Raw genomic sequence first — 22,948 nt, 5'->3', positions numbered from 1 at the left:
TTTCACCTCAACTTATTTATCTTGCTGGCCAAGGCTCCTGCACCAAAGCCATTATCAATATTCACGACAGATACCCCCATGGCGCAGCTGTTGAGCATCGACAACAAAGCTGCTACCCCATGGAAGGACGCACCATAACCCACGCTTGTCGGCACGGCAATCACCGGCTTATCGGTAAGGCCGCCGACCACACTGGCCAGGGCCCCCTCCATACCGGCAATGACCACGATGACATTTGCCGCCTTTATCGCTGGCAAATGCGCGAACAACCGGTGTATGCCGGCGACGCCGCAATCATAGCAGGTATTTACCGCATTGCCAAACAGATACGCCGTAAGCCTAGCCTCCTCAGCGACAGGGATATCACTGGTACCTGCCGTCAGGATCAGGATCTGATGATCCGCATCACGCTGCAGCCGCGTGTCGCGGTCCAGATAGATTGCCCGTGCCATCTCATCGTATTCGGCTTCAGGCACCTTCTCACAGACCTTCTCGTAATGCTTGCGCTCCGCCCGCGTAGCCAGCAGATTTCCCTGACTATGCGTGTATAGCGAATAAAAGATATCCCGTACCTGCTCCGGCGTCTTGCCGGCCGCATAGATTACTTCGGGCATTCCCTGCCGCAGTTCACGATGATGGTCCACCTCCGCAAACTTCATCTCCTCAAACGGTGCATCGATGAGCCTTTGCACGGCTTCCTGCTCCGCAATATTCCCCTGCTTGTATGCCTGCAGCAGCTGGGTTATCTCTGCCTCAGTCATCTGTCCACCTCCATTCCCTAGTCAACTATCTAAAAGATATTCGCGCTAAAAAAGAAAAATCCTCTAACGGAAAAGCAGCCGTATCACTGCCAAGCGACACGGCTGCTTTGTTCTTACCTTATTCGTTTTCCTGTGCTTCTGCCAGCTGTGCCGACGATGCTGCCGTTGCAGCGGCAGCCTGCTGTGCCTGGCGAGCAGCCTGCTGATTCATCTGCGTCTTAGCCTGCTGCAGGACATTCAAGGCCTGCTGCAAGCCCTGCTCTGCTTGACGTACCCCCTGGAAGGTTCCCGTAACATGTGCAATGAGCTGCTCAAATACCTGATTGGCATAAGCATCAGCATCATTCTGCAGCTGCGTCGCATTCTTCTGCGTGCGCTCCATGATCTCACGCTCCTGCTGCTGCGTCTGCTGCAGGATCGTCTTGGCCTTCTCCTTAGCCTGCTGGACGATCTCGTTTTCATCCGTAATGCGCTCGGCATACTCTTTGGCCTCTTTCTTGATCTGCTCCGCCTCTTTACGCGCATCCTCCAAGATTTGCTCACGGTTCCGCATGATCTCATCGGCGCGATTGAGTTCCTTCGGCAGATCATTACGCAGTTCATCCACATAATGAATGAGTTCGTTATCATTGATCAGCGTCTTTTCCGTAAAGGGAAAATGTGAAGCTCCCACAACCATATTCTCGAGTCTATCCAAGGTATCGCGTACTGACATATGCCGCTTACTTCCTTTCTCTTTGCTGTAATTCTATCATCGCCTGTTCGACACATTCTGGCACCAGGCCATGAATACTGCCATTAAAGCTGAAAAGTTCACGAATGCCAGATGAACTCACATACGAGTAATCCGGCCGTGTCAACAAAAAAACCGTATCGATTTCCGGCGCGATATGACGGATCATATACGCCTCATTTTCCTCATATTCGAGATCTTTTACCGAGCGGATACCGCGAACGATGACCTTTGCCTCGTGCTTGCGCATGAACTCCGTAATCAGACCTGAAAATGACTTGACCTGCACATTCGGCAGGTGACTGACCGATTGCCGCAGCAGCTCCACCCGCTGCTCAATTGGCAGGAACCCTCGCTTGCTGGGATTCTGGAATACACAGATGATCAGCTCGTCAAACATCTGGCTGGCCCGCTCAAAAACATCGACATGACCATTGGTCACCGGGTCAAAGCTGCCGGAGCACACTGCTCTGGTCATGGCTCCACCTCCTCGACATACGCCCGCCACTGAAAGAAGGTCAGCTGCGTTGTATGCCCATAGCGACGATTCATGACGGCCATCAAGCGGCTAAGCACCGGAAGCTCATTCTCATCGGCACCATGCTCAACAACCAGGATCCCGTTATGCGCCATGATACCCTCAGACTGGTCAATCATCATAAGCGCTTTTTCCCAAAGTCCCTTATGATACGGCGGATCGCAAAAGATCAAATCAAATCCTGCCTGACTGCGGTCAAGCTGTCCAAGTTCGGCAAAGACATCGCCGCCCCGTACTTTGACCTTATCCTGCAGCCGTGTCAAACGCGCATTTTCCTGTATGAGCGACGCTGTAGCTTTATCCACCAGCACGGCACATCCAGCACCACGCGACACTGCTTCCAAGCCTAGGCTGCCCGTACCGGCAAAGATATCGAGCACCTTGCGGTCGAGTACCTTCTGCCCCAGGATATTGAACAGCGACTCCTTGATGCGGTCGGCTGTCGGCCGTGTATCCTGCCCTTTAGGCGTCTTCAGCCGGCATCCTCGGGCTGAGCCCGTGATGATTCTCATCTCATCCACTCCATCCTGTGCTGTTATTTACTTCACAGTAAACAAACTTATTTTATCATATTTTTCCCGAATAGTGAACTGCTCGTGTGGTATAATGTGCAAAGAATATTTATTACAGAGGAGTTTATCGTGAAACGACGTTATCGTTATATTATACCGCTCATGCTGCTCATCCTCATGCTGGCTGTCTGGCAGCTTATCCGCTATTTTCAGCCAGCAGTCCCCATAGCGCCCCAACGTCCTATGGATACCACCGTCCTGCTCATTCCGCTTGACGGCCGTCCCCCTTGCCGCCAGTTCGTCATCGATGCCGGCCGCATTGCCGGCACACGCGTCGAAGCTCCGCCCACCGAATTGCAGGACTACTACTCACAGCCCGGCGACACCCAGGGAATGCGCCAATGGCTCAGCCAGGAAATCGGCAGCAGCCAATCGGCAATCCTCTCTATCGACCAGCTGCTCTACGGAGGCCTGCTGGCCGCCCGCGAAAAAGAAGTCTCTCCTGCCGAAATCGACAGCCTGCTGCAGTACCTGCGCAAGCTGCACGCCGAGCATCCGGACATCCCGCTCTACGCCTTCAGCATCCTGCCCCGACAGACTCCGCAGGATACCATCGATGGCTATCAGGAACGCAAAGATCTGCTGGCTTACTCGCGTCTCAAAGGACGTCAGGCCGAAGGCCTGCCCATCGACGAGCAGGAACTCATGCGCCTCGAGAAGGCCATCCCCGCGGGCAGCATGTCCCGCTACCTCGCCCATTTTGAAGAAAACAAGCAGCTGAACGAGGCGCTTATCCGGCTGGTACACGAAGGCGTCCTTGCCCAGCTGATCCTTGGGCAGGATGACGGCGAGCCATTCAGCATCCCCAACATCGAAAAGAATGAACTCAAAGACTTTATCGCCAGTCAAGACCTTCCCACAGGCAAAGTCATCCTGACGCATGGTGCTGACGAGATTGCCCTCTCGCTGCTCGCCACCATCAAGAACCGCCAGGCAGGTTACTGCCCGCGTATATTCGTGCAGTACAACTCTCCCGCCACACCTGACCGCGTCATGCCCTATATGGCCATCAGTACCGCGGAAACCGTCCGTGAAAAGATTGCCCTGCTCGGCGGCGAGGAAAGTGATACCCCCGACGCTGCTGACTTCACCCTGTTTGTCTCCACTTGCAACAGCGATGAGGATGACTTAGCCAGCCGCATGCAGACAGTAGGATATCTACAGATTGCCCGCAAAAATGATCAGCCTGTCGCACTTGTCGATCTCAGCAAGCATTTTACGGCGCAGGAAACCGTCCTGCCCTTGCTGCTGGACAGTGATTATCCGATAAATAACCTTATCGCCTATGCCGGCTGGAATACCACCAGCAACAGCATCGGTACCGCTCTGGCCCAGGCCAGCCTCTACGAAGCATCGCGCCAGCAGGCCGTCAGCCTTGACGAAATGATTGGCCTGACGGCTGCCAATCTCACCTTCCTGCAGAACCGCCTGCTCGAAGATTACTTCTATTTAAAAGAAGACATCGATCTCGTCAATCTCTCGCTGCAGAAAGCCGGCTACCATAACACAGCCGACCTTGACCTCGAACACAATCATCGCTGGGCCAACCGCATGCTGCAAGGTGCCATGAAAGAACACTTAGCCGCCTACAAGAATACCCGCGCCTTCCGCCAACCCGTAACCTTTGCCTCCCCCTCTGGCGGCTTCACATTGCTGATGCAGGACATGACCGCCGACCTCAGCTATCCCTGGCCACGCACCTTTGAGATCTGGCTGGAGACCACGCCCTATTTTGCCATGCCCACAAAATAATAAAAAAAAGCTTGACACATCACCAGCATCTCTATATAATATATAAATGTCGATGGCTCACTGAGTCAGAAACCTTACAGGGGTATCGCCAAGTTGGTAAGGCACGGGTCTCTGAATCCCGCATGCGTTGGTTCGAGTCCAGCTACCCCTGCCATTGAACATTTACCGCTATCTGGTTGGATAGCGGTTTTTTGTGTCCTCGCTTATATAAAAAAGACGTGATATCCGAAGCGATCAGATATCACGTCTTTTTTATATAAGCTTATCTTACCGGCTGAATTGGCGGCAGTTCTACCGACTGCTTTTCCTTGGCCTCATCCTTTTTCCCTTGCGAGACTGCTGCCGGTACTTTTTCGATTGGTGGCAATTCCACGACCTTATCTGCTTTCACAGGTTTTGCCGGCAACTGCGGACTTGCCGCTATCGGCTGGATTGGCGGCAGCTCCACCGTATTTTCCGCCGGCTTTACTGCGGGGACTACAGGCTGTGGCTTAGGTGCAGGCGCTGGCTGCTGTACCGGCACAGGAGCTGGCTGTTGTGGCACTGGCTCTGCCGGCAGCTTTTTCCCGGCCTTTTTCTGCGCCTCGATATCTGCTGCCGTGATGATGACAGGAATCGCCTTGGGAGCCTGGGCTTGCTTGTTTTCTGCCGGTCTCTCCTGCGGCACTGTTCCTACCGCCTCCCAATGCAGACGTGTATTCTTGTTAGGCAGGCCGCTGTAATCCACTTCCCCCATACCAGCGCTGACAGTTGTCATGCCCTGCATCATCCACAAAGCAGCGGCCAATAATACCGTTCCTCTTTTCTTGCTACGTTTCATCCCGTAATCCCCCAATGTATTCCATGTTGGTATCACACATTCACGTTAGATGTAATTCTGCATCAACACGGAAAATCCTGCTTATTCCTGGAAACTAGCCACGCCCTGCTGGAACAATTTGATCTCACTGCCACGCAGTACCGGATTATCGATCAGCTGGATCGAATAGCAGCCACCCTTGTTCCCACGGAAGAACGTCACCGCCATCTGCGTGTCAGCAGTCGCCTTGGCATCATACTTGCCATCACCATCGGTATCCACTTCGACTTCCTTGGCCGTTACTGCGTAAACAGCCTTGTTCGTCGCACTGAGGTTCACCAGGGTGATTCCTTCATACGCATTGCTGTTCATCAACTCTGTCAGATATTTCTTGGCCTCTTCTTCATTGATCTTATTGAAATCCGGCGTCTTGGCGCCATCAAAGGCATCCGTCAGGATAACCCAGGCATTCTTGATGTTATAGCCGTCGTTATCGAAGACGAGCACCTCGCCCTTCTTGCCCTCATAGAGCAGGCTGGCAGGAATGACATTCGGGCGCTGCGGGCACTGGATGGTAAAACCGTACTCCTTGCTCGTATAGGTGTAATCGAGCTTTGCTGTCTGGGCCTGTTCAGCTTCAGCGGCCGGAGCTGCCTCAGCTGCCAGAGCCGGTGCCGTGTTGCCGAGCAAGAGTGCTGCCATGATGCCCATTGCCATATTCTTGTTCCAATTCATCAGGATTCCTTCTTTCTATAAACACAGGGAGTATCAGCGCTTGCGTGCTGGCTCCACATTGACCTTATAGCCCTTGACCGTATTGCGGTGCATGATGTTCATGACACGCTCGGCCACATCCTCAGGTACCTCCACAAAGGTAAAGCGATCATAGATGTTGATGACGCCGATCGTATCCCCGGGAATATCTGCCTCACTGGCGATTGCCCGGACAATATCGGAGGGACGGATCTTCTGGTTACGACCGATATTGAGGAACAGGCGCACCATGCCCGGTGCACCGCCCGTATCGCCGAAGCTGTCCCCATCGCTCTTAGCATCCTCCTGAAAGCCCTCCAGCGAAAGTTTCAAAGCCGCTGCTGCGATATCGACGAGATCGAAGCCTTCGGCTGCCACATCAGAAATGATGGTATGATAATCATCATACCGATTCTGCTGCAGGGTCTTTACCAGACGTTCCTGGACCAGCTCCTTCTGCCGCTCGAGGATGTCCGAGGCCGTCGGCAGCTCGCGGCGCTGGATCTTCGTATGGGCGAGCTTCATGATAAGGCGCAGCTGACGGTATTCCTTCGGTTCGATAAAGGTCATCGCCACACCAGTGCGGCCAGCACGGCCCGTACGGCCAATGCGATGGACATACGACTCATGATCCTGCGGGATATCGTAGTTGATGACATGGGTAATATCATCGATGTCGATGCCGCGTGCCGCTACATCGGTAGCAATCAGCACATCGATGCGTCCCTCACGGAATTTCTTCATGACGCGGTCGCGCTGGATCTGAGACAGATCGCCATGCAGGCCACCCGCCGAATAGCCGCGCGCATCGAGCGATGCCGACAGGTCATCGACTGCCCGTTTTGTCCGGCAGAAGATGATGAGCTTGCCCGTCTCCTCCACATCGAGCACCCGGCAAAGCCCCTCGAACTTCTGCCGCGTCTCATAGTAGACCTGGTCGATAAGCGGCACCGTCAGATTCTCACGGGTGATCGTCACACGCTGCGGATGATTCATATAACGCAGCGACAGCTTCTCGATGGGCGCGGGCATCGTAGCTGAGAACAGCAGCGTCTGACGCTCTGCCGGTATCATCTCAAGGATGTTTTCAATATCATCGATAAAGCCCATATCGAGCATCTCATCAGCCTCATCAAGCACGAGGGTCTGTACGTGCTCAAGCTTGATTGTCCCCCGGTGCAGGTGATCGAGCAGGCGCCCTGGCGTGCCGACAATGATCTGCACACCACGGTTCAGCGCCTTGATCTGGCGTTCGATCGACTGGCCGCCATAGACTGGCAGCGTGCGCACGCGCTTGAACTTGCCGATCTTGTTGAGCTCCTCGGCCGTCTGGATGGCCAGCTCACGGGTCGGCGTCAGCACAAGCGCCTGGATGTGACGCGACTTTTCCGCAGTCTTCTCCACCGTCGGGATGCCGAACGCAGCCGTCTTGCCCGTACCGGTCTGTGCCTGGCCGATGACATCATGCCCCTCTAACGCCAGTGGTATCGTCTGCGCCTGAATCGGCGATGGCTCCTCAAAGCCCATCTCCGTCACTGCCTGCAGGATCTTGCGGCTCAAATCGATGTCGCCAAATTTTTTCATTTCGTGTTTCAAAAAGTTCCTCCTGATAGATAATCATGTATCATCTGCAGAGCTGTCTCTGCACTTTGCTGTTTGATTTCCTTGCGGCTGCCACGGAAGTGGTTTTCCCGGACCACTGTACCATGATCTCCTGCCACGGCAATGTAGACAAGGCCCACGGGCTGCCCCTTGGTGCCGCCGCCCGGGCCAGCCAGCCCCGTGATGCCAACGCCGATATCGGTGGCGATGCGCTGGCGGATGCCTGCGGCCATCTCCCGTGCCGTTTCGGCTGACACCTCTGTATAGGCAGCAATCGTCTCCGGCTGCACGCCGGCCAGCTGTTCCTTGATCCGATTCGTATAGCAGACCACCGAGCCCATCACATAGGCCGAACTTCCCGCAATATCGGTCAGCCGGCTCGTGAGCAAGCCGCCTGTGCACGACTCGGCACAGGCGATGGTCTTGTGCTGGCTGGTCAGCAGATCGCCGACCACCTCTTCCATGTCCTTCATAAGCCGTCTCGTCAGTCTGCCAGTTTCTCGCCGACTACATCGTAGGTAAAGCCCTGCAGGACCTTGACCTTGATGATGTCGCCCGGCTTGCTGTCCGTATCATTCTCGACATAGACCTGGCCATCAACCTCTGGTGCCTCACGGTACGAACGGCCCACGCAGATATTTGGCTGCTCTTCGTCGCGGCCCTCCACCAGTACCTCAAGCTCCTTGCCCTCGAAGGACTGATTGACCTCCTCGGAAATCTTGCTCTGCAGGCTCATGAGATCATGATAGCGCTCCTGCATGACTTCCTCAGACACCTGATTCGGCATGTCATAAGCAGCCGTATCCTCTTCCCGCGAGTACGTGAACACACCGACACGGTCAAGGCGCTGTTCCTCCAGGAACTTGCGCAGCGTCTGATACTGCTCGTCAGTCTCGCCGGGGAAACCGACGATGAAGGTCGAACGGATTGTCACGCCTGGGATGCGCGCGCGCAGCTTGTCCAGGAGTGCCACCATATCCTCACGCGTATCGGGACGATGCATCGAACGCAGCACATCGTTATCGGCATGCTGCAGCGGCAGGTCCACGTATTTGCAGACCTTTGGCTCATTGGCATAAACATCGATGAGCTCATCGGTAAAGAATTTCGGATAGCAGTAGAGCGTGCGAACCCATTTGAGTTTCGGCACCTTGCAGATGTTGCGCAAGAGCTCAGCCAGCACCGGTTTGCCATAGATATCTTTACCATAGAGCGTGCTGTCCTGCGCAATCAGTACGACCTCACGCACGCCCTTTTCCGTCAGGCGCTCGATTTCCGCGCAGATATCCTCCATGCGGCGGCTGCGGAAGCGGCCACGGATCTGTGGGATGGCACAGAATGCGCAGCGGTTGTCACAGCCCTCGGCAATCTTGACATAAGCCGTATAATCCGGCGTCGTCGTGATGCGCGGCGTTTTCTCATCATAGAGCGTATCATCCTCACCAGCAATGACGACACGATGTCCCTTGAGCGTCTCCTCGACTGCCTCCATGATGCGGCTCCAGGCCCCGGTGCCGAGGATGGCATCAGCTTCCGGCAGCTCGTCCAAAAGCTCCTGCTTGTAGCGCTGGCCAAGGCAGCCAGCCACGATCAGGCTGCGGCAGCGTCCCGTCTCCTTGTAGTCAGCCATGTTGAGCACCGTCGTGATGGACTCCTCCTTGGCCGACTGGATGAACGCACACGTGTTGACGATAAGGATGTCGGCCTCAGCCGGATCTGGCGTAAGCTCAATGCCATGCGCTGTAAGCTCTCCGAGCATGACCTCCGTATCAACAAGATTCTTGGAACAGCCAAGACTGATAAAACCTGCTTTCACTTTTTACCTCCTGATATAACAACTGGAAACAATCGCTATTTCCTGTAACGACATTCCTCAAAGGGTTACAACAAGATACAGAGGATACAGCCTGCCCAAGCAGACGGTATCCTCTGTCCCCTCATATCATCAAATCCTTGATTACTTGAACCGGACCTCCTTGACCCAACGGTCAAGGAAATCGTGTTTCTGTTGTGCCGTGTAGTCTGCTGGCTGATTGAACAGTACGAGATTCTTGCCGGCAAAGGTCTTATAGGCCAGCGTCCCCGGATTAGTCGGCACGAAATAGAATCCCTGCTCCTGCAACGCCAGCTGGGCATCGTCACTTAAAAGCCAATCGGCAAACTCCTTAGCCGCCCGCTGGGCCTTCGGCTCCGCCTTGAAAGCCATGCCAGTGCCTGTGACCAGCGCAGCCGTACCGTCAGCCGGATATACGACCTGCAGCGGGTAGCCATCCTGCATATAACGGATGGTCTCGCTCTCCACAGCCACGGCTATATCCACCTCACCCATGCCGGCCTGGCGGACCGGATTGGAAAGATACCGTGCATACTGGACGACCTTCGGATGGATCTGCCGCCAGATATCATAGGCAGCCGCATCGCCAAACTGCGCAATCATGCTGATGAGCAGGTTAGCCGAAGCATCCGCTGCCAGGAAATCCGTAATGCCGATGCGCACCTTGGACTGTTTAGCCAGATCCGTCCAGGTATCGGGGATATGGGCCTGGGTCTTCAGATAATCCTTGTTGACACAGAAGACGATGGGATCATACCATACCCCAACCCAGTAGCCATTCTCCTCTCGGAAATCGCCCTGAACCTGATCGCCTGCCTCAGAAAGATATGGTACCAGATAGCCTGCCACAGCCGCTTTCGCCAAAGTCTCACGATCCGCCAGTATCATGGCCGCCTCGCCGTCTTTGCCGCTATGCGCCTGTGCTTGCAGCCGATCCATGATCTTATCCGCTGGCAGTGGCACAAAATTCACGCGCACCCCATGCTGTTTCTCATAGGCAGCCGTGAGGATGGACGCATGCTCTGCTGGCAGCGTCGTGTAAACTGTTATCTCCTGCATCGGCCGCTGCTGCTCATCATGTCCGGCTCCGGCCAGATAAGCAGATCCCGCTATTACCACCAGCAGCAGCAGGAACGACGTCAGCAGAAGGGATGTATACCTTCTCATGGATGATACCTCACCAAATAATACTAATCAGTACCATTCTATCATAAGAAAAGGACTGCCGCAACTCAGCGGCAGTCCCACAGAATCTCTACGCTCTAGTTTATTCAGCATCCGGATGATCTTTATGCAGCGGTGTCCCGAAAATGAGGTTATCGAGCAAACCGATGAGCTGATTGATCTCCGGTTTCGCAATCTGTCCCGATGCGCCGAGCTGCTCGCCCTTGAGACGCATCTCATCACTGATCAGCGAGGAGAAGAGTACCAGCGGCACGCTCTGGAGCCTGTCATCCTCACGGACCAGTTTCAGCAGTCGATGACCATCCATCTTCGGCATCTCGACATCGGACACGATGACACCGACATGATCCTCGATCTTGCCATCACGATCGGACAAGCCCTGCAGATACTCCCAGGCATCCTGGCCATTGCCGAAATCGCGCACGAAACGATAGCCCGACTCATGCAGCGTCGTAACCAGCAGGTCACGCAGCATCGGCGAATCCTCTGCTACGACAACATGCACATTCGAACGCTTGACCTTGACGTCCTCCGTAGCCTCTTCATACGTGGTCAGCTTGGCATTGATTTCCGGATTGATTTCCGCGATGATGGTCTCGAAATCGAGCAACAGCACGATGCGATCCTTCATCTTGACGATACCAACGACGCGCGACTGGTCGCCGACCTCCGGAGCCGGTTCCATGTCTTTCCAAGAAATACGATGAATACGCGAGACATTCTCGACCAGGAAACCAATGTTATAGTTATTGATCTCCGTTACGATGATGTTCTTTGCTTCCGTATTCGTCTGCACATTCAGGCAACGTGGCAGGTTGACCAACGGAATAGCCTTGCCGCGCAGCGTGAACAGACCATCGATATACGGATGTGCCTGTGGCATAGTCGTCACCGGCGTACGCGTGATGACTTCGCGAACCTTCGCTACATTGATGCCATAGTTCACATGGCCGATGCTGAACTCAACAATCTCAAATTCATTCGTGCCTGTCTCAAGCAGGATCCCTTTTTTATCTCCACTCGTTTCTGCTGCCATTCAATTCGCCCCCATACTTGGATTCGTATTATCCCATTCTATAATTCATCTATGTTGTTTCTATTCGCCTTAAAGCAACAAATTCCTTCTGCTTTCATGAAAAAAGTCCGCCATCGCGATCATTTTTCTTTGAGATACGTCCAGCCATCCTTTTCGATGACACGCCCCTCGCGCAGAAGATGTCCCAGTGCCCGCTTGAATGCCGCTTTCGAGATCTGGAACTTGTCGCGGATGACCTCGGGCGAAGATTCATCGCTGTAAGGCATCCTGCCATTGCGGCTCTCCAACAGCTCAAGGATGCGCTGCGAATCCGTGAGCAGTGCCTTTTCCTTGACCTCACGCAGCGAGGCATTGAGCCTTCCATCCGGCCGCACATAGGTTACCCGCGCAGTCACGATCTCACCGACCCGCGGCCGTGTCTTCATTTCCTTGTTGTCGATGAAGACGATATAGCGTTCGTTGCTGAACAGGAACGCGCCGCTATCCGTGTAGTTATAGATAGCCCCAGTGACTTCATCGCCCACGCGGACGTTCGTCGCAGGCTGTGAGGCGCGGCGCATCTCGTCCTCGACCTCCATCGTGACCGCCAGGCGGCCGGATTTATCGGTATAGAGTTTTGCCCATACGACCTCACCGACCTGGGGCCGCCCGCGCATGCCTGCATAGGGCATGAAGATGCCGCGTTCGGCACCGACATCCAGGAAAGCACCATCACGGCTCGTGTTGATGACCTTGAGTCTTGCAATCTGGCCTTCCTTCATGCGCGGCACGCGCATGCTTGCCGTCAAGCGGCGTTTCGGGTCCAGATACAGGAACACCGTTACCTCATCGCCCACTGCCACCGGAGTTGTCTGCTGCGTCTTATGCAGCAGGATATCGTCCGACGTATTGCCGGTCTCCGCATCCAGGAACGCCCCCATTTCTCCAATGCGGGCAACCTTGAGCGTCGCCACCGTACTGGGCCCGTACTTCCTCTTTTTTCTTTCTTCCATCTCTGACCTCAATCAGTCTTCGTACGGCGTAAGTTCCGCATCGCCCCAGAGACGCTCGAGCGCATAATACTCGCGTGCCTCCTGCATGAAGATATGCGCAACCACATCGCCATAATCCAAGAGTACCCACTCGCCCTCACGATAGCCTTCCTTATGGTTGAACGGGATTTTCGCCTCATCCATGGCCTCTTCGATATTATCAGCAATAGCGCGTACCTGCGTAGCCGTATTGGCCGAGCAGATCACGAAGTAATCGGTCGAGGACATCAGCCCTTGCATATCCATTACCACGATATCGCGTGCTTTCTTATCACTGGCCGCCTTGCATATGGCCTCTGTCATTCCCTGTATCTTCAAGATTATTCCTCCTCTGATTTGTTCCATGTGTCGGCAGGAAAGAGTTCCTGCATGCGTTTCTGGATGCCGGCTTCATCAGGCACCCAGATAGTATCATCGTCCTGTGCCACAGAGCCTGGCAGCATGACGCTCACTGGCGTGTCACTGCTCATGCTGCGCAGGACATTAGCCAGATGTGCCGAGTCAAAGATTTCGGCGCTGGTATCGATGCGCTGTTTGAAGATATCCGCCACAGCTGGCAGTTTCGGTATGGTCTCAAACTGCAGCAGCTTTTGATAGAGTGCCTTGACGAATTTCTGTTGGCGCTGCACGCGGCCAACATCGCCAAGTTCTGAACTGCGATAACGCAGATACTGCTGCGCCTGCTGACCAGTCAGATGCTGATAGCCCTGCTTCAGCTGGATGGATAGATCCGCTTCTGGATCTTCATACTGCATATCTTCCTCAACATATAGGTCAATGCCGCCTAATGCATCGATGAGGTCGGCAAATGCCGCCATATCCATGGCCACATACTGGTGGATGGATATCCCCAGCAGACCGCTGACCTGGCGCACCATCATCGGTGAGCCGCCAAGGGCGTAGACACTCTTGAGCTTTGTCGCATTGCCGCCTTCGGGCAGATTTACCCAGGTATCACGCGGTATATTGATGAACCTCACCTTGCCCGTCTCGTTCTCCAGGCTTACCACCAGTATCGTGTCGGCACGCTTCACATTACCCTCAGCCTCATCGGCACCTTCATCAAGCCCCATGACAAGGACATTCGTATAGCCGTCGAATTTCGGATCGATCGAGCCCCGCCTTGCCTGTTGACGCTCAGTATAGCCGTTATACATCGTCTGATATTCATGATAGAGATTGCTGCCCCATGAGACCAGCGTATAACCGACAAACAGTACACCAGCCGTCACGGCGCCCAAGAATATCAGCAGGAAGAAAAGCCTGACCAACGCACGGCGACGGCGTCTTGCCCGCAGCTGCCGTTTCCGCATGATATTCTCGCGCGTAATATTCTGCTGTTCATTTTCCATTGGCGTACCTTCTTTATTTGCTTTATGGTTCCTTGCTTACCGCATCTTCTTCAGCAGCAGTTCGTTGCGAGCCAGCACCGTATCCGGATGGATCAGATGCCCCTTCGCGACGACGAACCGGATGGACTGGCTAAGCCCCGCCAGGACCATATCGTCAAGGCTGGCCTCTCGTGCCAGCTGGCGCAGTTCCTCCACACCAGGATAGTCACGTCCTGGCTCGATCATATCAGCAAACCAGATGATCTTATCGAGCTCCGTCATGCCAGCACCGCCGACCGTATGCCGCCAAATGGCCTGCTCCACAGCTGCATCATCTACTTGATAGATTTCACGGACGCGCTTAGCACCGATATAGGCATGCAGCAGTAACGGCATAGCTCGTTCCACTTCCCCCACGGGAATCTCCCTGCGCTCCGCCTCCGCCAGCATATCTTCATTGCGATATTCCCGCGCGCAGTCATGCAGCAATCCTGCCACACGCGCCTGCTCTTCATCAACGCCAAACCGTTTGGCTAAGACGGCTGCCGTCTCGGCCACGCCCAGTGAATGCCGGAACCGGCTTGGTTTCAGTCTTCCCGCCAGTTCTTCTTTCATGGCCTCATAGCTCATGCCAAAACTCATGAATACAACCCTTCTTTTCTGATATATGCCTCCACCGCAGGCGGTACCAGATATCGGATGCTCCTGCCAGCTTTCAAGCGCCTGCGGATATCCGTCGAAGAAATCTCAAGTTCCGGCACGGCAAGGAAGTGGATCTTTTCGTCAGCTATCTTTCCGAACTGCTGGACAAGTGCCGTTTTATCCACAGGTGCTCCTGGCCTTGTCGTTCCGACAAAATGACACTGGCGCAGAAGCTCCTCGATGTGATACCAGGTATGCAGTTCGTTGATGGTATCCGAGCCTGTGATAAAGAACAGTTCAGCAGCCTCCCCATATTCCTGCTGCAGTTCCTGAACCGTGAGCAGCGAATACGAAGGGCCTGTGCGCTCAAGCTCCTGCTTAGAAACGTGAAAGCTTGGGTGCGATGAAGTCGCCAGCTGTGTCATCATCAGACGATGATAAGCCGGGGTCACCTGCCGCTCCTGCTTATGCGGGGGATTGGCAGCGGGAATGAACAGTACCTGATCCAGGCAAAATTCCTCGCGCACAGCCTCGGCAATCGCCAAGTGAGCCATATGGATGGGATCGAAAGTCCCTCCCATGATACCAATACGCAATTGGCCGTTTTCTTTCATGGCGTCAATGCGCCTCCTTCCAGACCAGCCAGCAAAGCCAGTCCGCCTACCATCGTCAACAACATATAGAGCAAAGCCCGGCCATAATCTTTGGCATCATGGCAGCCCTTAGGCGTCGCCAGATACTGACGGATGGTACGGACATAACCGGTCAGCCAATCCATCAGCGGACCTGCCCTTCACCATAGATCAGATACTTGGTACTCGTAAGCTCCTCAAGCCCCATAGGCCCGCGTGCATGGAGTTTCTGCGTGCTGATGCCGATTTCGGCGCCAAAGCCGAACTCAAAGCCATCGGTAAAGCGCGTTGACGCATTGACATAAACAGCCGCAGCATCGACTTCACGCTGGAAACGATGAGCATTGCGGATATCCGTCGTGACGATGGATTCCGAATGACCAGTATTATAATGATTGATGTGGGCAATGGCTGCACTGAGGTCTTCCACTACCTTGACCGACAGGATAAGGTCGCCATATTCTGTCGACCAGTCTTCCTCAGTCGCCGGCAGCATTTCCGGACAGATAGCCCGTGCCTGCTCACAGCCACGCAGTTCTACGTGTTTATCCATCATTGCTGCGCAAAGTTTCGGCAGGAACTGCGCAGCGATTGCCTGATGCACCAGCAGCGTCTCCATGGCGTTGCAGACCGACGGATGCGAAGTCTTGGCATTGATGGCAATCTCCACAGCCATATCCTGATCTGCCGACTCGTCGACAAAGGTATGGCAAATGCCAGTTCCCGTCTCAATGACCGGCACCGAGCTGCTCTCCACGATATGCTTTATCAACCCAGCACCGCCGCGCGGGATGATGACATCGAGCAGACCGGAAAGATGCGTCATGACATCGACGGCAGCCCGATCCGTAAACTCGACGAACTGCAGTGCACCTTCCGGAATACCATGTTCATAAGCCGCCTTTGCCAGCAGCGAACTGATTGCCGTATTGGAACGGATGGCCTCAGAACCGCCACGCAGGATGACCGCATTGCCTGATTTGAGGCACAGGCCAGCCGCATCGGCTGTCACATTCGGCCGTGCCTCATAGATGATGCCAATAACACCCAGCGGTACGCGAACCCGGCGGATTTCCAAGCCATTGGGGCGGATTGTCGAATAATCGCCCTGGCTGATTGGATCCGGCAGCTGCGCCGTCTGGCGGAGCCCCTCAGCCATCTGGCTAATCCGGTTTTCATTGAGCATGAGCCGATCAAGATAGGAGCGTTTGAGGCCCTTCTGCCGTGCCTTCTCCAAATCCTGTTCATTGGCGGCCAGGATCATGGAGCTGCGCTTTTCGAGTGCATCAGCCATGGCCATCAGGGCCGCATTCTTGACACCAGTAGGCAAAACACTGAGCTTACGGCTGGCAACACGGGCAGCCTCTGCTTTCCTTCTCATCTCTGCTTCGAAATCCATCCAAATTCCTCCTCAGGTAATCAGACCATCAGGACCATATTGTCACGGTGAATGACCTCTGCCGGTCCTTCACTGCCAATAATGCGCGAGAACTCCTCCGTCTTATGACCCAGCAGTTTCTGCAAAGTCCCGGCATTATAATTCACGATGCCACGGGCAATCTCCTGCTGCCGCAGGTTGAGCACGCGCACCGTATTCCCCTCATGAAAGTCGCCATCACAGGCCACGACACCAGCAGCGAGCAAGCTCGAACCATTCTCGCGCATAGCTGCTGCACAGCCATCATCGACGATGAGATCACCAGCCAGCCGCTTGCCGAACGCCAGCCAGCTCTTGCGGACACGCAGGTGCGACTCGCGGGCCGGAAACACCGTTCCCACAGGCTCGCCAGATAGCACATCACGGATGACGCCCTCACGCGCCCCCGACGCGATGACCATCGTTACACCGGCACTCATTGCTACCTGAGCCGCCTGTATCTTGGTCATCATGCCGCCAGTGCCGAGCTTCGACCCAGCACCACCGGCAATCTGCTCAATCTCCGGCGTGATCTCGGGAATCTCAGGAATCAGCTCCGCCTCAGGATGGGTGGCCGGGTTTGCCGTATAAAGTCCCTCAATGTCCGACAGGATGATGAGAGCATCGGCATCCACCAGCGTCGCCACCATAGCCGACAGATTGTCGTTGTCGCCAATCTTTATCTCATCGACGGAAACCGCATCATTCTCATTGATGACCGGAATCGCCCCCATGGCCAGCTGCGCCAGCAGCGAATCCCGGGAATGGATATACTGATTGTGCCGGACAGAATTCTCCTTGGTCAGTAATACCTGTCCCATGATCTGTCCGTACTCGGCAAAGAACTTCTCATAGATATGCATAAGCACACCCTGTCCAATAGCCGCTATGGCCTGCTTCTCCGGAATGGCGTCCGGTTTCTTGGCTAATCCCAGTTTCCCGAGGCCGGCAGCAATGGCTCCCGACGATACGAGTAGCATTTCCTTGCCTTGGTTCCGAAGATCCGCGAGCTCGCGGATCAGATGATCGATGCGGTACAGGTCCAGCTTGCCGGTCTCATGGGCCAGCGTGCTTGTCCCTACCTTGACGACAATGCGCTTGGCGTCGCGCAGCCGCTCTCTTGCGTTCATAGGCTCGCCCCCGTTTTACGGCAGTTCGATTTTCGGCTTTTCGAAGTTTCGTTTATAGAGCAGACCGTTGCGGCCGATAATCTGCACGAGATTGACATCCGCACGCTCTGCCAGCATCTTGATGGCATCTTCAGGTTCTTCCATGCAGTTCTGCAGGACACGAACCTTGATGAGCTCACGTTTCTTGATGGCCTCACGGGCAGCTTCAACGACCGTCGGCGTGACACCGTCCTTGCCCATCATGACAACAGGCTCTAATTTCTGGCCCATCGAGCGCAAGAAGCTCTTCTGCTTGCCAGTCAGTGAATTTCTAAGCAATCTATTTCCTCCTAATATCTCGTTACTCGCGGAATTCAAATTCCATGGAACCGATGTGGACCGTGTCGCCCTCCTTGATTCCCTTCGCCTTCAATTTGCTGTCGATGCCCTTGATGCGCCAGATATACTGGAAACGGCGGACAGCCTCATCGTTGAGGAAGTTCGTCATCGCCACAAGTTTTTCCAGTGACTTGCCCGATACGACAAAATCACCGCTGATATCACGCGAGATCGTGACCTTCTCCGGATCCTCTTCGTTCTCATCGTAGACCTTGACTTCCTCCTCGGCCTCTGGCTCCTCTACGTAGTTGTCCAGCCACTCGCCGACGTAGCTGATGAGCTCATTGACACCTTGGCGCGTAGCTGCCGAGATCTCGAAGAACTTGAGCCCCTCTTCCTCGGCCAGTTTCTTGAGGCGCGGCAGGTTCTCCTGGGCTTCAGGGATATCGATCTTGTTTGCCACCAGGATCTGCGTGCGGCGGGCAATCTTCTCGCTGTACTTCTTGAGCTCTGTGTTGATCTTATAATAATCCTCTACGGGATCACGGCCCTCAAGTCCCGACGCATCAACGATGTGCAGGATGAGTTTCGTGCGCTCCACATGGCGCAGGAAATCATGTCCGAGACCAACACCATCGGCGGCGCCTTCGATAAGGCCTGGGATGTCGGCCATGACAAAGCTCTTCTCATAATCCGTCTTGACGACACCGAGCACCGGCGTGATTGTCGTGAAATGATACTCCGCAATCTCTGGACGCGCTGCCGAGCAGCTTGCTACAAGACTCGACTTGCCGACGCTCGGATAGCCGACAAGGCCGACATCTGCCAGCAGCTTGAGCTCGAGGATCAGATTGCGGGCCTCGCCCGGTTCGCCGAACTCGGCAAAGGTCGGCGTGCGGTTGGCCGAGTTCGCAAACTTCGCGTTGCCGCGGCCGCCACGGCCACCTTTGCAGACCACTGCCTGCTGACCGATTTCCGTGAGGTCAGCCAGCACCTGCCCCGTTGCCTCATCCTTGACGATCGTCCCTGGAGGCACGTTGACATAGCAGGCCGGTGCATTAGCACCATACTGATTCTTGATGTCGCCATTTTCACCATTTTTCGCCGCAAACTTCCGATGGAAACGGAAATAAAGCAGTGTATTCATATTGGGATCGACGACAAAGATGACATCGCCGCCACGGCCACCATCACCGCCTGCTGGGCCGCCCTTCGGCACAAACTTTTCACGCCGGAACGCCGATTTTCCGTGACCACCATCGCCCGCCTTGACGATGACGCGTGTACGATCGATAAACTGCATAGTAGCCTCCTTATCCTTACCTTTTCCTTGCCCTGTGATGAATAAAAGTAAAAGCCGGCATTGTGTTCAATACCGGCTCTTACCTTTATGCACCACAACGCAACTTAACGCCGTTACTATATGTTCAATATAACAATACCTGCGCAGCCAAAAAAGCGCGCAGGTACCGTATATATCATGGCTTACATAGCCTGTTCTTCAGCCGTGTAGACGCTAACCTGACGGTTGTAGCGACCCTTACGCTCGAAAGCAACCTTACCGGCTACCTTCGCGAACAGCGTATCATCCTTACCGATGCCGACGTTATGGCCCGGATGGAAGTGCGTACCGCGCTGACGGACGAGGATGCTGCCAGCCGTTACGATTGTGCCAGCCTGCTCCTTGACGCCCAGGCGCTTGGACTCGCTGTCGCGGCCGTTACGCGTGGAGCTGACACCCTTTTTATGAGCGAACAGCTGTAAATCAAAAATGAACATTAGATTCACCTCCGTTACCTTGAGATACGGACAGCCTCCGGACTGAGCTTCTGAATCTCTATCAGTCCTAGAAGCATCGATTGCATAATAGCTTCTGTGAGATCATCGGGATCACTCTTGAGCTTCACTGTGAGTTTTCCACTCGCTATGTCGTAATCGACCTCGCGATGCAGGTACTCCATAATACCCAGAAGAGCGGTCTGCGTCAGTGACGAAACACCGGCACAGACAATATCCTGTCCCCGCTCAGCAGTGCCACTATGGCCTGTGACAGAAAACCCGGACATCTTCCCGTCTGCTTGTGAAAAGATGCGAATCTCAATCATCGATCAAGCTTCGATTTTTTCGATAACAACCTTCGTGAACGGCTGGCGATGACCCTGACGTTTGCGATAGTTGGATTTAGCCTTGTATTTGAAAACAAGGATCTTCTTATCTTTGCCCTGAGCCTCGACTTTACCCGTTACTTTGGCACCTGCGACAACCGGCTTGCCGACTTTGACATCACCATCGTTGACAACCGTTAGGACCTCATCAAAGACAACAGCCTCGCCTTCAGCTGCAGCCAGCTTCTCGACCGTGATAACATCACCCTCGGAAACCTTGTACTGCTTGCCACCAGTTTTGATAATAGCGTACATGAAAACACCTCCCTATAGATTACTCGCCAGCTGCGGTACAGCTGATTTCGCATCAGCTGATTTCTCGAACCCCGCTGTGCGGTTGGGGATGGGTATATAACCCAATCAAGACGCACGTTTTGCGTCTACAGTAGAAAAGTTTATCATAGCCCCTGTCCGATGTCAAGAAAAACTATCACGAAAAAATAGCAGGATACATCCAGCAAAAGCTGAAATATCTCCTGCTATTATATAGTAGATTATCCTTACGAACGCATAAACAAGTTGATCAAGAAAGCGATGCTGACCAGCCACATGATGGGGCTTACCTCGCGAGCTTTGCCGCCAAGCGTCTTGATGAACGCAAAGCTGATGAAACCAAAAGCAAAACCGTTAGCGATGGAAGAAGTCAGCGGCATCATGATGATGGTCAGGAAAGCCGGCAGTGCATCCGTGAAATCCTGGAAGTTTACCTTGCCGACCTCGCTCATCATAAGTGCACCGACGAGAATCAGCGACGGAGCCGTCGCATAGCCCGGCACCAAACCGATGAGCGGAGCGAACATCAACGAGATCAAGAACAGGACGGCCACCGTCACAGCCGTAAGGCCCGTCTTACCACCGGCAGCAATACCAGCAGCACTCTCGATGTACGAAGTGACCGTAGAAGTACCGAAGATAGCACTGCAGATCGTACCAACAGCATCCGTCGTCAGTGCGCGGTCAATGTTTTCAATCTCACCATTCGGCTTTACCATCTTGGCTTTTGCCGTCAGACCGATCAAGGTACCCATATTATCGAACAGCTCAACAACCGTAAACGTGAAGATGATTGATACGATACCGTAGTTCCAAGCACCAGCTATATCGAGCTTGCCAAAGGTCTCGCCCATATGCGGCAAGGACGTGCTGATGACATCAGAAAACGAGTGCGGTACCGGAGAGTAGCCCAGGCACATCGACAGCAGTGTCGTAACCACGATGCCAAGCAGGATAGCCCCCTGGACATTGCGTGCCATCAAAGCACCTGTGAAAATAAGCCCGAACAAAGCAAGTGCCGTCGTCGGCTGCGTGACATGTCCCAACGTGATGAATGTTGCCGGATCGCTGATGATAAGGCCCGTGCCTTTGAGACCAACGAAAGCGATGAAGAGACCGATACCGACACCAATTGCTACACGCAGATTCTGCGGAACAGCATTGATGATGGCCTGGCGAATATGACTGATTGTCAAGATGAGGAACAGTACGCCCGAGAAGAATACGGCACCTAATGCCACCGTCCAATGCAGGTGCAGGACACCACAGACGTAATAAGCAAAGAACGCATTAAGTCCCATACCCGGAGCCAAAGCAACCGGATAGTTCGCAAAGACGCCCATGACCATAGTCGAAAGTGCTGCGATCCAGATGGTCGATGCGATAGCAGCTTCCTTCGGTACACCTGCATCGGCCAGGATGTTCGGATTGACGAACATGATATAGGCCAAGGCAATGAACGTAGTGAAACCAGCAAGGACCTCAGTCCTTACCGTCGTGTTTTTCTCCCGCAGCTTAAAGAAACGCTCCAGGAAGGTCGGCTGACCTGTTTGTGCTTGCATAGAAAAATTAGCCTCCTCATAGACTTTGACAGTTTACGGCTGTCTGGTAGAAACACCCACACCATATCAATGGGCTTATACAAGAATTATGACGAAATACAGGATAGCAAAGAAAAGGACACTTGTCAATTTGAAAAATAAACCGTAATTTTCAATCAATTTATAGTATGCAACAAAAAAGCCCTGACCATAGTCAGAGCTCACATTTGCAAGTGGCGGAGTGGAGAGGATTCGAACCTCCGCACCGGTTACCCAGCCTAACGATTTAGCAAACCGTCCTCTTCAGCCTCTTGAGTACCACTCCATATATATGGCAGGGGCAGTAAGAATCGAACTCACAACCTACGGTTTTGGAGACCGTTGCTCTACCAATTGAGCTATACCCCTAATAGTTAAAATGGGGCGACTTATGGGGATCGAACCCATGCATGCTGGAGCCACAATCCAGTGTGTTAACCGCTTCACCAAAGCCGCCATGAAACCGGCAACTACCTATCCTCCCAGTCCGTCTCCAGACAAGTACTTTCGGCCTCTGTATGCTTAACTACTGTGTTCGGTATGGGAACAGGTGGAACCATACAGGCATCGTCACCGGATATTCAGTTGAATGAACTATGTCCACTCAAAACTATACAGAAGAAATGCGATGTGTTTGTTACGAACTTTCTAGGACTGGCTTGCTATGCTTGTTCATTTTTATAGGAACGTAAAATTCACTTCGTGAATTTTGCATAAGCGATGCGTAAATGCTTGCGCGTCGCTTTGCTCCTTCAAGCATAACGCCCTGCTTAAGTTAAGCCCTCGACTTATTAGTATTGGTCCGCTGCATGCCTTACGGCACTTCCACTCCCAACCTATCTACCTTGTCTTCTTCAAGGAGTC

At 53.9% G+C, this 22,948-nt stretch carries 26 protein-coding genes, 4 tRNA genes, 2 rRNA genes and 1 riboswitch; of the genes, 2 read left to right on the top strand and 30 right to left on the bottom strand.

The genetic code is table 11. From position 1 onward, the window contains the following. Positions 1 to 2 precede the first annotated feature (2 nt). From larB to rsmD, 4 genes are all read right to left on the bottom strand, one after another. Entirely contained in the window at positions 3 to 761 is a 759-nt protein-coding gene (larB, locus tag BM322_RS09550; protein WP_075429956.1) for a nickel pincer cofactor biosynthesis protein LarB, read from the bottom strand. A gap of 118 nt (positions 762 to 879) precedes the next feature. Further along, positions 880 to 1,476: an ATPase gene (locus BM322_RS09545; protein WP_075429954.1), complete on the bottom strand. Its 597-nt coding sequence runs from the start codon at positions 1,474 to 1,476 to the stop codon at positions 880 to 882. Between the two features lie 7 nt (positions 1,477 to 1,483). Next, on the bottom strand, positions 1,484 to 1,972 hold the full coding sequence (coaD, locus tag BM322_RS09540; RefSeq protein WP_075429952.1) for a pantetheine-phosphate adenylyltransferase: 489 nt from the start codon (positions 1,970 to 1,972) through the stop codon (positions 1,484 to 1,486). Continuing rightward, positions 1,969 to 2,544 carry a 16S rRNA (guanine(966)-N(2))-methyltransferase RsmD gene (rsmD, locus tag BM322_RS09535; protein ID WP_075429950.1) on the bottom strand — a complete coding sequence of 192 codons (576 nt, stop codon included), beginning with the start codon at positions 2,542 to 2,544 and terminating at the stop codon, positions 1,969 to 1,971. The genes coaD and rsmD overlap by 4 nt, the downstream gene beginning before the upstream one ends. Before the next feature lie 129 nt (positions 2,545 to 2,673). Here rsmD and BM322_RS09530 point away from each other — a divergent pair, with 129 nt between their 5' ends. Together BM322_RS09530 and BM322_RS09525 are read left to right on the top strand one after the other, a co-directional pair. Continuing rightward, positions 2,674 to 4,356 (top strand): DUF4127 family protein, encoded by a 1,683-nt coding sequence (locus BM322_RS09530; RefSeq protein ID WP_075429948.1) that lies wholly within the window; start codon positions 2,674 to 2,676, stop codon positions 4,354 to 4,356. Between the two features lie 78 nt (positions 4,357 to 4,434). Further along, positions 4,435 to 4,510, top strand: a tRNA-Gln gene (locus BM322_RS09525). A 108-nt stretch (positions 4,511 to 4,618) separates the two neighbouring features. Here the strand turns inward: BM322_RS09525 and BM322_RS09520 are convergent. From BM322_RS09520 to BM322_RS09400, 26 genes are all read right to left on the bottom strand, one after another. Continuing rightward, positions 4,619 to 5,176 carry a hypothetical protein gene (locus BM322_RS09520; protein WP_143102224.1) on the bottom strand — a complete coding sequence of 186 codons (558 nt, stop codon included), beginning with the start codon at positions 5,174 to 5,176 and terminating at the stop codon, positions 4,619 to 4,621. A gap of 81 nt (positions 5,177 to 5,257) precedes the next feature. Continuing rightward, complete coding sequence (locus tag BM322_RS09515; RefSeq protein ID WP_075429944.1) at positions 5,258 to 5,890, bottom strand: hypothetical protein; 633 nt, start codon at positions 5,888 to 5,890, stop codon at positions 5,258 to 5,260. 33 nt (positions 5,891 to 5,923) lie between these two features. Continuing rightward, positions 5,924 to 7,492 carry a DEAD/DEAH box helicase gene (locus tag BM322_RS09510; protein WP_075430015.1) on the bottom strand — a complete coding sequence of 523 codons (1,569 nt, stop codon included), beginning with the start codon at positions 7,490 to 7,492 and terminating at the stop codon, positions 5,924 to 5,926. A gap of 8 nt (positions 7,493 to 7,500) precedes the next feature. Further along, on the bottom strand, positions 7,501 to 7,983 hold the full coding sequence (locus tag BM322_RS09505) for a CinA family protein (protein ID WP_075429942.1): 483 nt from the start codon (positions 7,981 to 7,983) through the stop codon (positions 7,501 to 7,503). A gap of 11 nt (positions 7,984 to 7,994) precedes the next feature. Next, entirely contained in the window at positions 7,995 to 9,326 is a 1,332-nt protein-coding gene (gene rimO / locus BM322_RS09500; RefSeq protein ID WP_075429940.1) for a 30S ribosomal protein S12 methylthiotransferase RimO, read from the bottom strand. A 141-nt stretch (positions 9,327 to 9,467) separates the two neighbouring features. Beyond that, positions 9,468 to 10,511, bottom strand: coding sequence for an ABC transporter substrate-binding protein (locus tag BM322_RS09495; protein WP_075429938.1), 1,044 nt, complete (start codon positions 10,509 to 10,511; stop codon positions 9,468 to 9,470). A gap of 100 nt (positions 10,512 to 10,611) precedes the next feature. Next, complete coding sequence (locus tag BM322_RS09490; RefSeq protein ID WP_075429936.1) at positions 10,612 to 11,565, bottom strand: chemotaxis protein; 954 nt, start codon at positions 11,563 to 11,565, stop codon at positions 10,612 to 10,614. A 119-nt stretch (positions 11,566 to 11,684) separates the two neighbouring features. Further along, the gene (locus BM322_RS09485; RefSeq protein ID WP_075429934.1) at positions 11,685 to 12,557 is read right to left on the bottom strand and encodes a S1 RNA-binding domain-containing protein; all 873 of its coding nucleotides are present in this window, start codon (positions 12,555 to 12,557) and stop codon (positions 11,685 to 11,687) included. 12 nt (positions 12,558 to 12,569) lie between these two features. Then, positions 12,570 to 12,899, bottom strand: coding sequence for a ribosome silencing factor (gene rsfS / locus BM322_RS09480; protein ID WP_075430013.1), 330 nt, complete (start codon positions 12,897 to 12,899; stop codon positions 12,570 to 12,572). A 17-nt stretch (positions 12,900 to 12,916) separates the two neighbouring features. After that, positions 12,917 to 13,948, bottom strand: coding sequence for an LCP family protein (locus BM322_RS09475; RefSeq protein WP_075429932.1), 1,032 nt, complete (start codon positions 13,946 to 13,948; stop codon positions 12,917 to 12,919). A gap of 36 nt (positions 13,949 to 13,984) precedes the next feature. Then, a complete protein-coding gene (gene yqeK / locus BM322_RS09470; protein ID WP_407047831.1) occupies positions 13,985 to 14,569 on the bottom strand; it encodes a bis(5'-nucleosyl)-tetraphosphatase (symmetrical) YqeK in 585 nt (194 codons plus the stop codon). Beyond that, positions 14,566 to 15,183 carry a nicotinate-nucleotide adenylyltransferase gene (gene nadD, locus BM322_RS09465; protein WP_075429930.1) on the bottom strand — a complete coding sequence of 206 codons (618 nt, stop codon included), beginning with the start codon at positions 15,181 to 15,183 and terminating at the stop codon, positions 14,566 to 14,568. Before nadD ends, yqeK begins: the two co-directional genes overlap by 4 nt. Further along, complete coding sequence (locus tag BM322_RS13595; protein WP_177220855.1) at positions 15,180 to 15,347, bottom strand: hypothetical protein; 168 nt, start codon at positions 15,345 to 15,347, stop codon at positions 15,180 to 15,182. The genes nadD and BM322_RS13595 overlap by 4 nt, the downstream gene beginning before the upstream one ends. Then, the gene (locus tag BM322_RS09460) at positions 15,347 to 16,600 is read right to left on the bottom strand and encodes a glutamate-5-semialdehyde dehydrogenase (protein ID WP_075429928.1); all 1,254 of its coding nucleotides are present in this window, start codon (positions 16,598 to 16,600) and stop codon (positions 15,347 to 15,349) included. Before BM322_RS09460 ends, BM322_RS13595 begins: the two co-directional genes overlap by 1 nt. 20 nt (positions 16,601 to 16,620) lie before the next feature. Beyond that, positions 16,621 to 17,748 (bottom strand): glutamate 5-kinase, encoded by a 1,128-nt coding sequence (gene proB, locus BM322_RS09455; protein WP_075429927.1) that lies wholly within the window; start codon positions 17,746 to 17,748, stop codon positions 16,621 to 16,623. Between the two features lie 15 nt (positions 17,749 to 17,763). Further along, positions 17,764 to 18,066: a ribosome assembly RNA-binding protein YhbY gene (gene yhbY / locus BM322_RS09450; RefSeq protein WP_075429925.1), complete on the bottom strand. Its 303-nt coding sequence runs from the start codon at positions 18,064 to 18,066 to the stop codon at positions 17,764 to 17,766. 22 nt (positions 18,067 to 18,088) lie between these two features. Then, complete coding sequence (gene obgE / locus BM322_RS09445) at positions 18,089 to 19,369, bottom strand: GTPase ObgE (RefSeq protein WP_075429923.1); 1,281 nt, start codon at positions 19,367 to 19,369, stop codon at positions 18,089 to 18,091. 182 nt (positions 19,370 to 19,551) lie between these two features. Next, positions 19,552 to 19,845 (bottom strand): 50S ribosomal protein L27, encoded by a 294-nt coding sequence (gene rpmA / locus BM322_RS09440; RefSeq protein ID WP_075429921.1) that lies wholly within the window; start codon positions 19,843 to 19,845, stop codon positions 19,552 to 19,554. 14 nt (positions 19,846 to 19,859) lie between these two features. Then, positions 19,860 to 20,171: a ribosomal-processing cysteine protease Prp gene (locus tag BM322_RS09435; RefSeq protein ID WP_075429919.1), complete on the bottom strand. Its 312-nt coding sequence runs from the start codon at positions 20,169 to 20,171 to the stop codon at positions 19,860 to 19,862. Between the two features lie 3 nt (positions 20,172 to 20,174). Continuing rightward, positions 20,175 to 20,486 (bottom strand): 50S ribosomal protein L21, encoded by a 312-nt coding sequence (gene rplU, locus BM322_RS09430; protein WP_074515810.1) that lies wholly within the window; start codon positions 20,484 to 20,486, stop codon positions 20,175 to 20,177. A gap of 245 nt (positions 20,487 to 20,731) precedes the next feature. Then, complete coding sequence (locus BM322_RS09425; RefSeq protein WP_075429916.1) at positions 20,732 to 22,066, bottom strand: NCS2 family permease; 1,335 nt, start codon at positions 22,064 to 22,066, stop codon at positions 20,732 to 20,734. Next, a riboswitch (purine riboswitch) is annotated at positions 22,066 to 22,169 on the bottom strand. It overlaps the preceding gene by 1 nt. Before the next feature lie 110 nt (positions 22,170 to 22,279). Beyond that, positions 22,280 to 22,370 (bottom strand) — tRNA-Ser (locus BM322_RS09420). 7 nt (positions 22,371 to 22,377) lie between these two features. Next, positions 22,378 to 22,453 (bottom strand) — tRNA-Trp (locus BM322_RS09415). Positions 22,454 to 22,464: 11 nt separating this feature from the next. Next, positions 22,465 to 22,540 (bottom strand) — tRNA-His (locus BM322_RS09410). Positions 22,541 to 22,545: 5 nt separating this feature from the next. Continuing rightward, positions 22,546 to 22,662 (bottom strand): 5S ribosomal RNA (rrf, locus tag BM322_RS09405). Between the two features lie 193 nt (positions 22,663 to 22,855). After that, positions 22,856 to 22,948 (bottom strand): 23S ribosomal RNA (locus BM322_RS09400); the annotation flags it as partial.

The organism is Selenomonas sp. GACV-9 (genome assembly GCA_900116485.1).
Classification (GTDB): Bacteria; Bacillota; Negativicutes; order Selenomonadales; family Selenomonadaceae; genus Selenomonas_A; species Selenomonas_A ruminantium_G.
The sequence above is the reverse complement of the archived record's forward strand: the minus strand, read 5'-3'. Positions and strand labels throughout refer to the sequence as shown.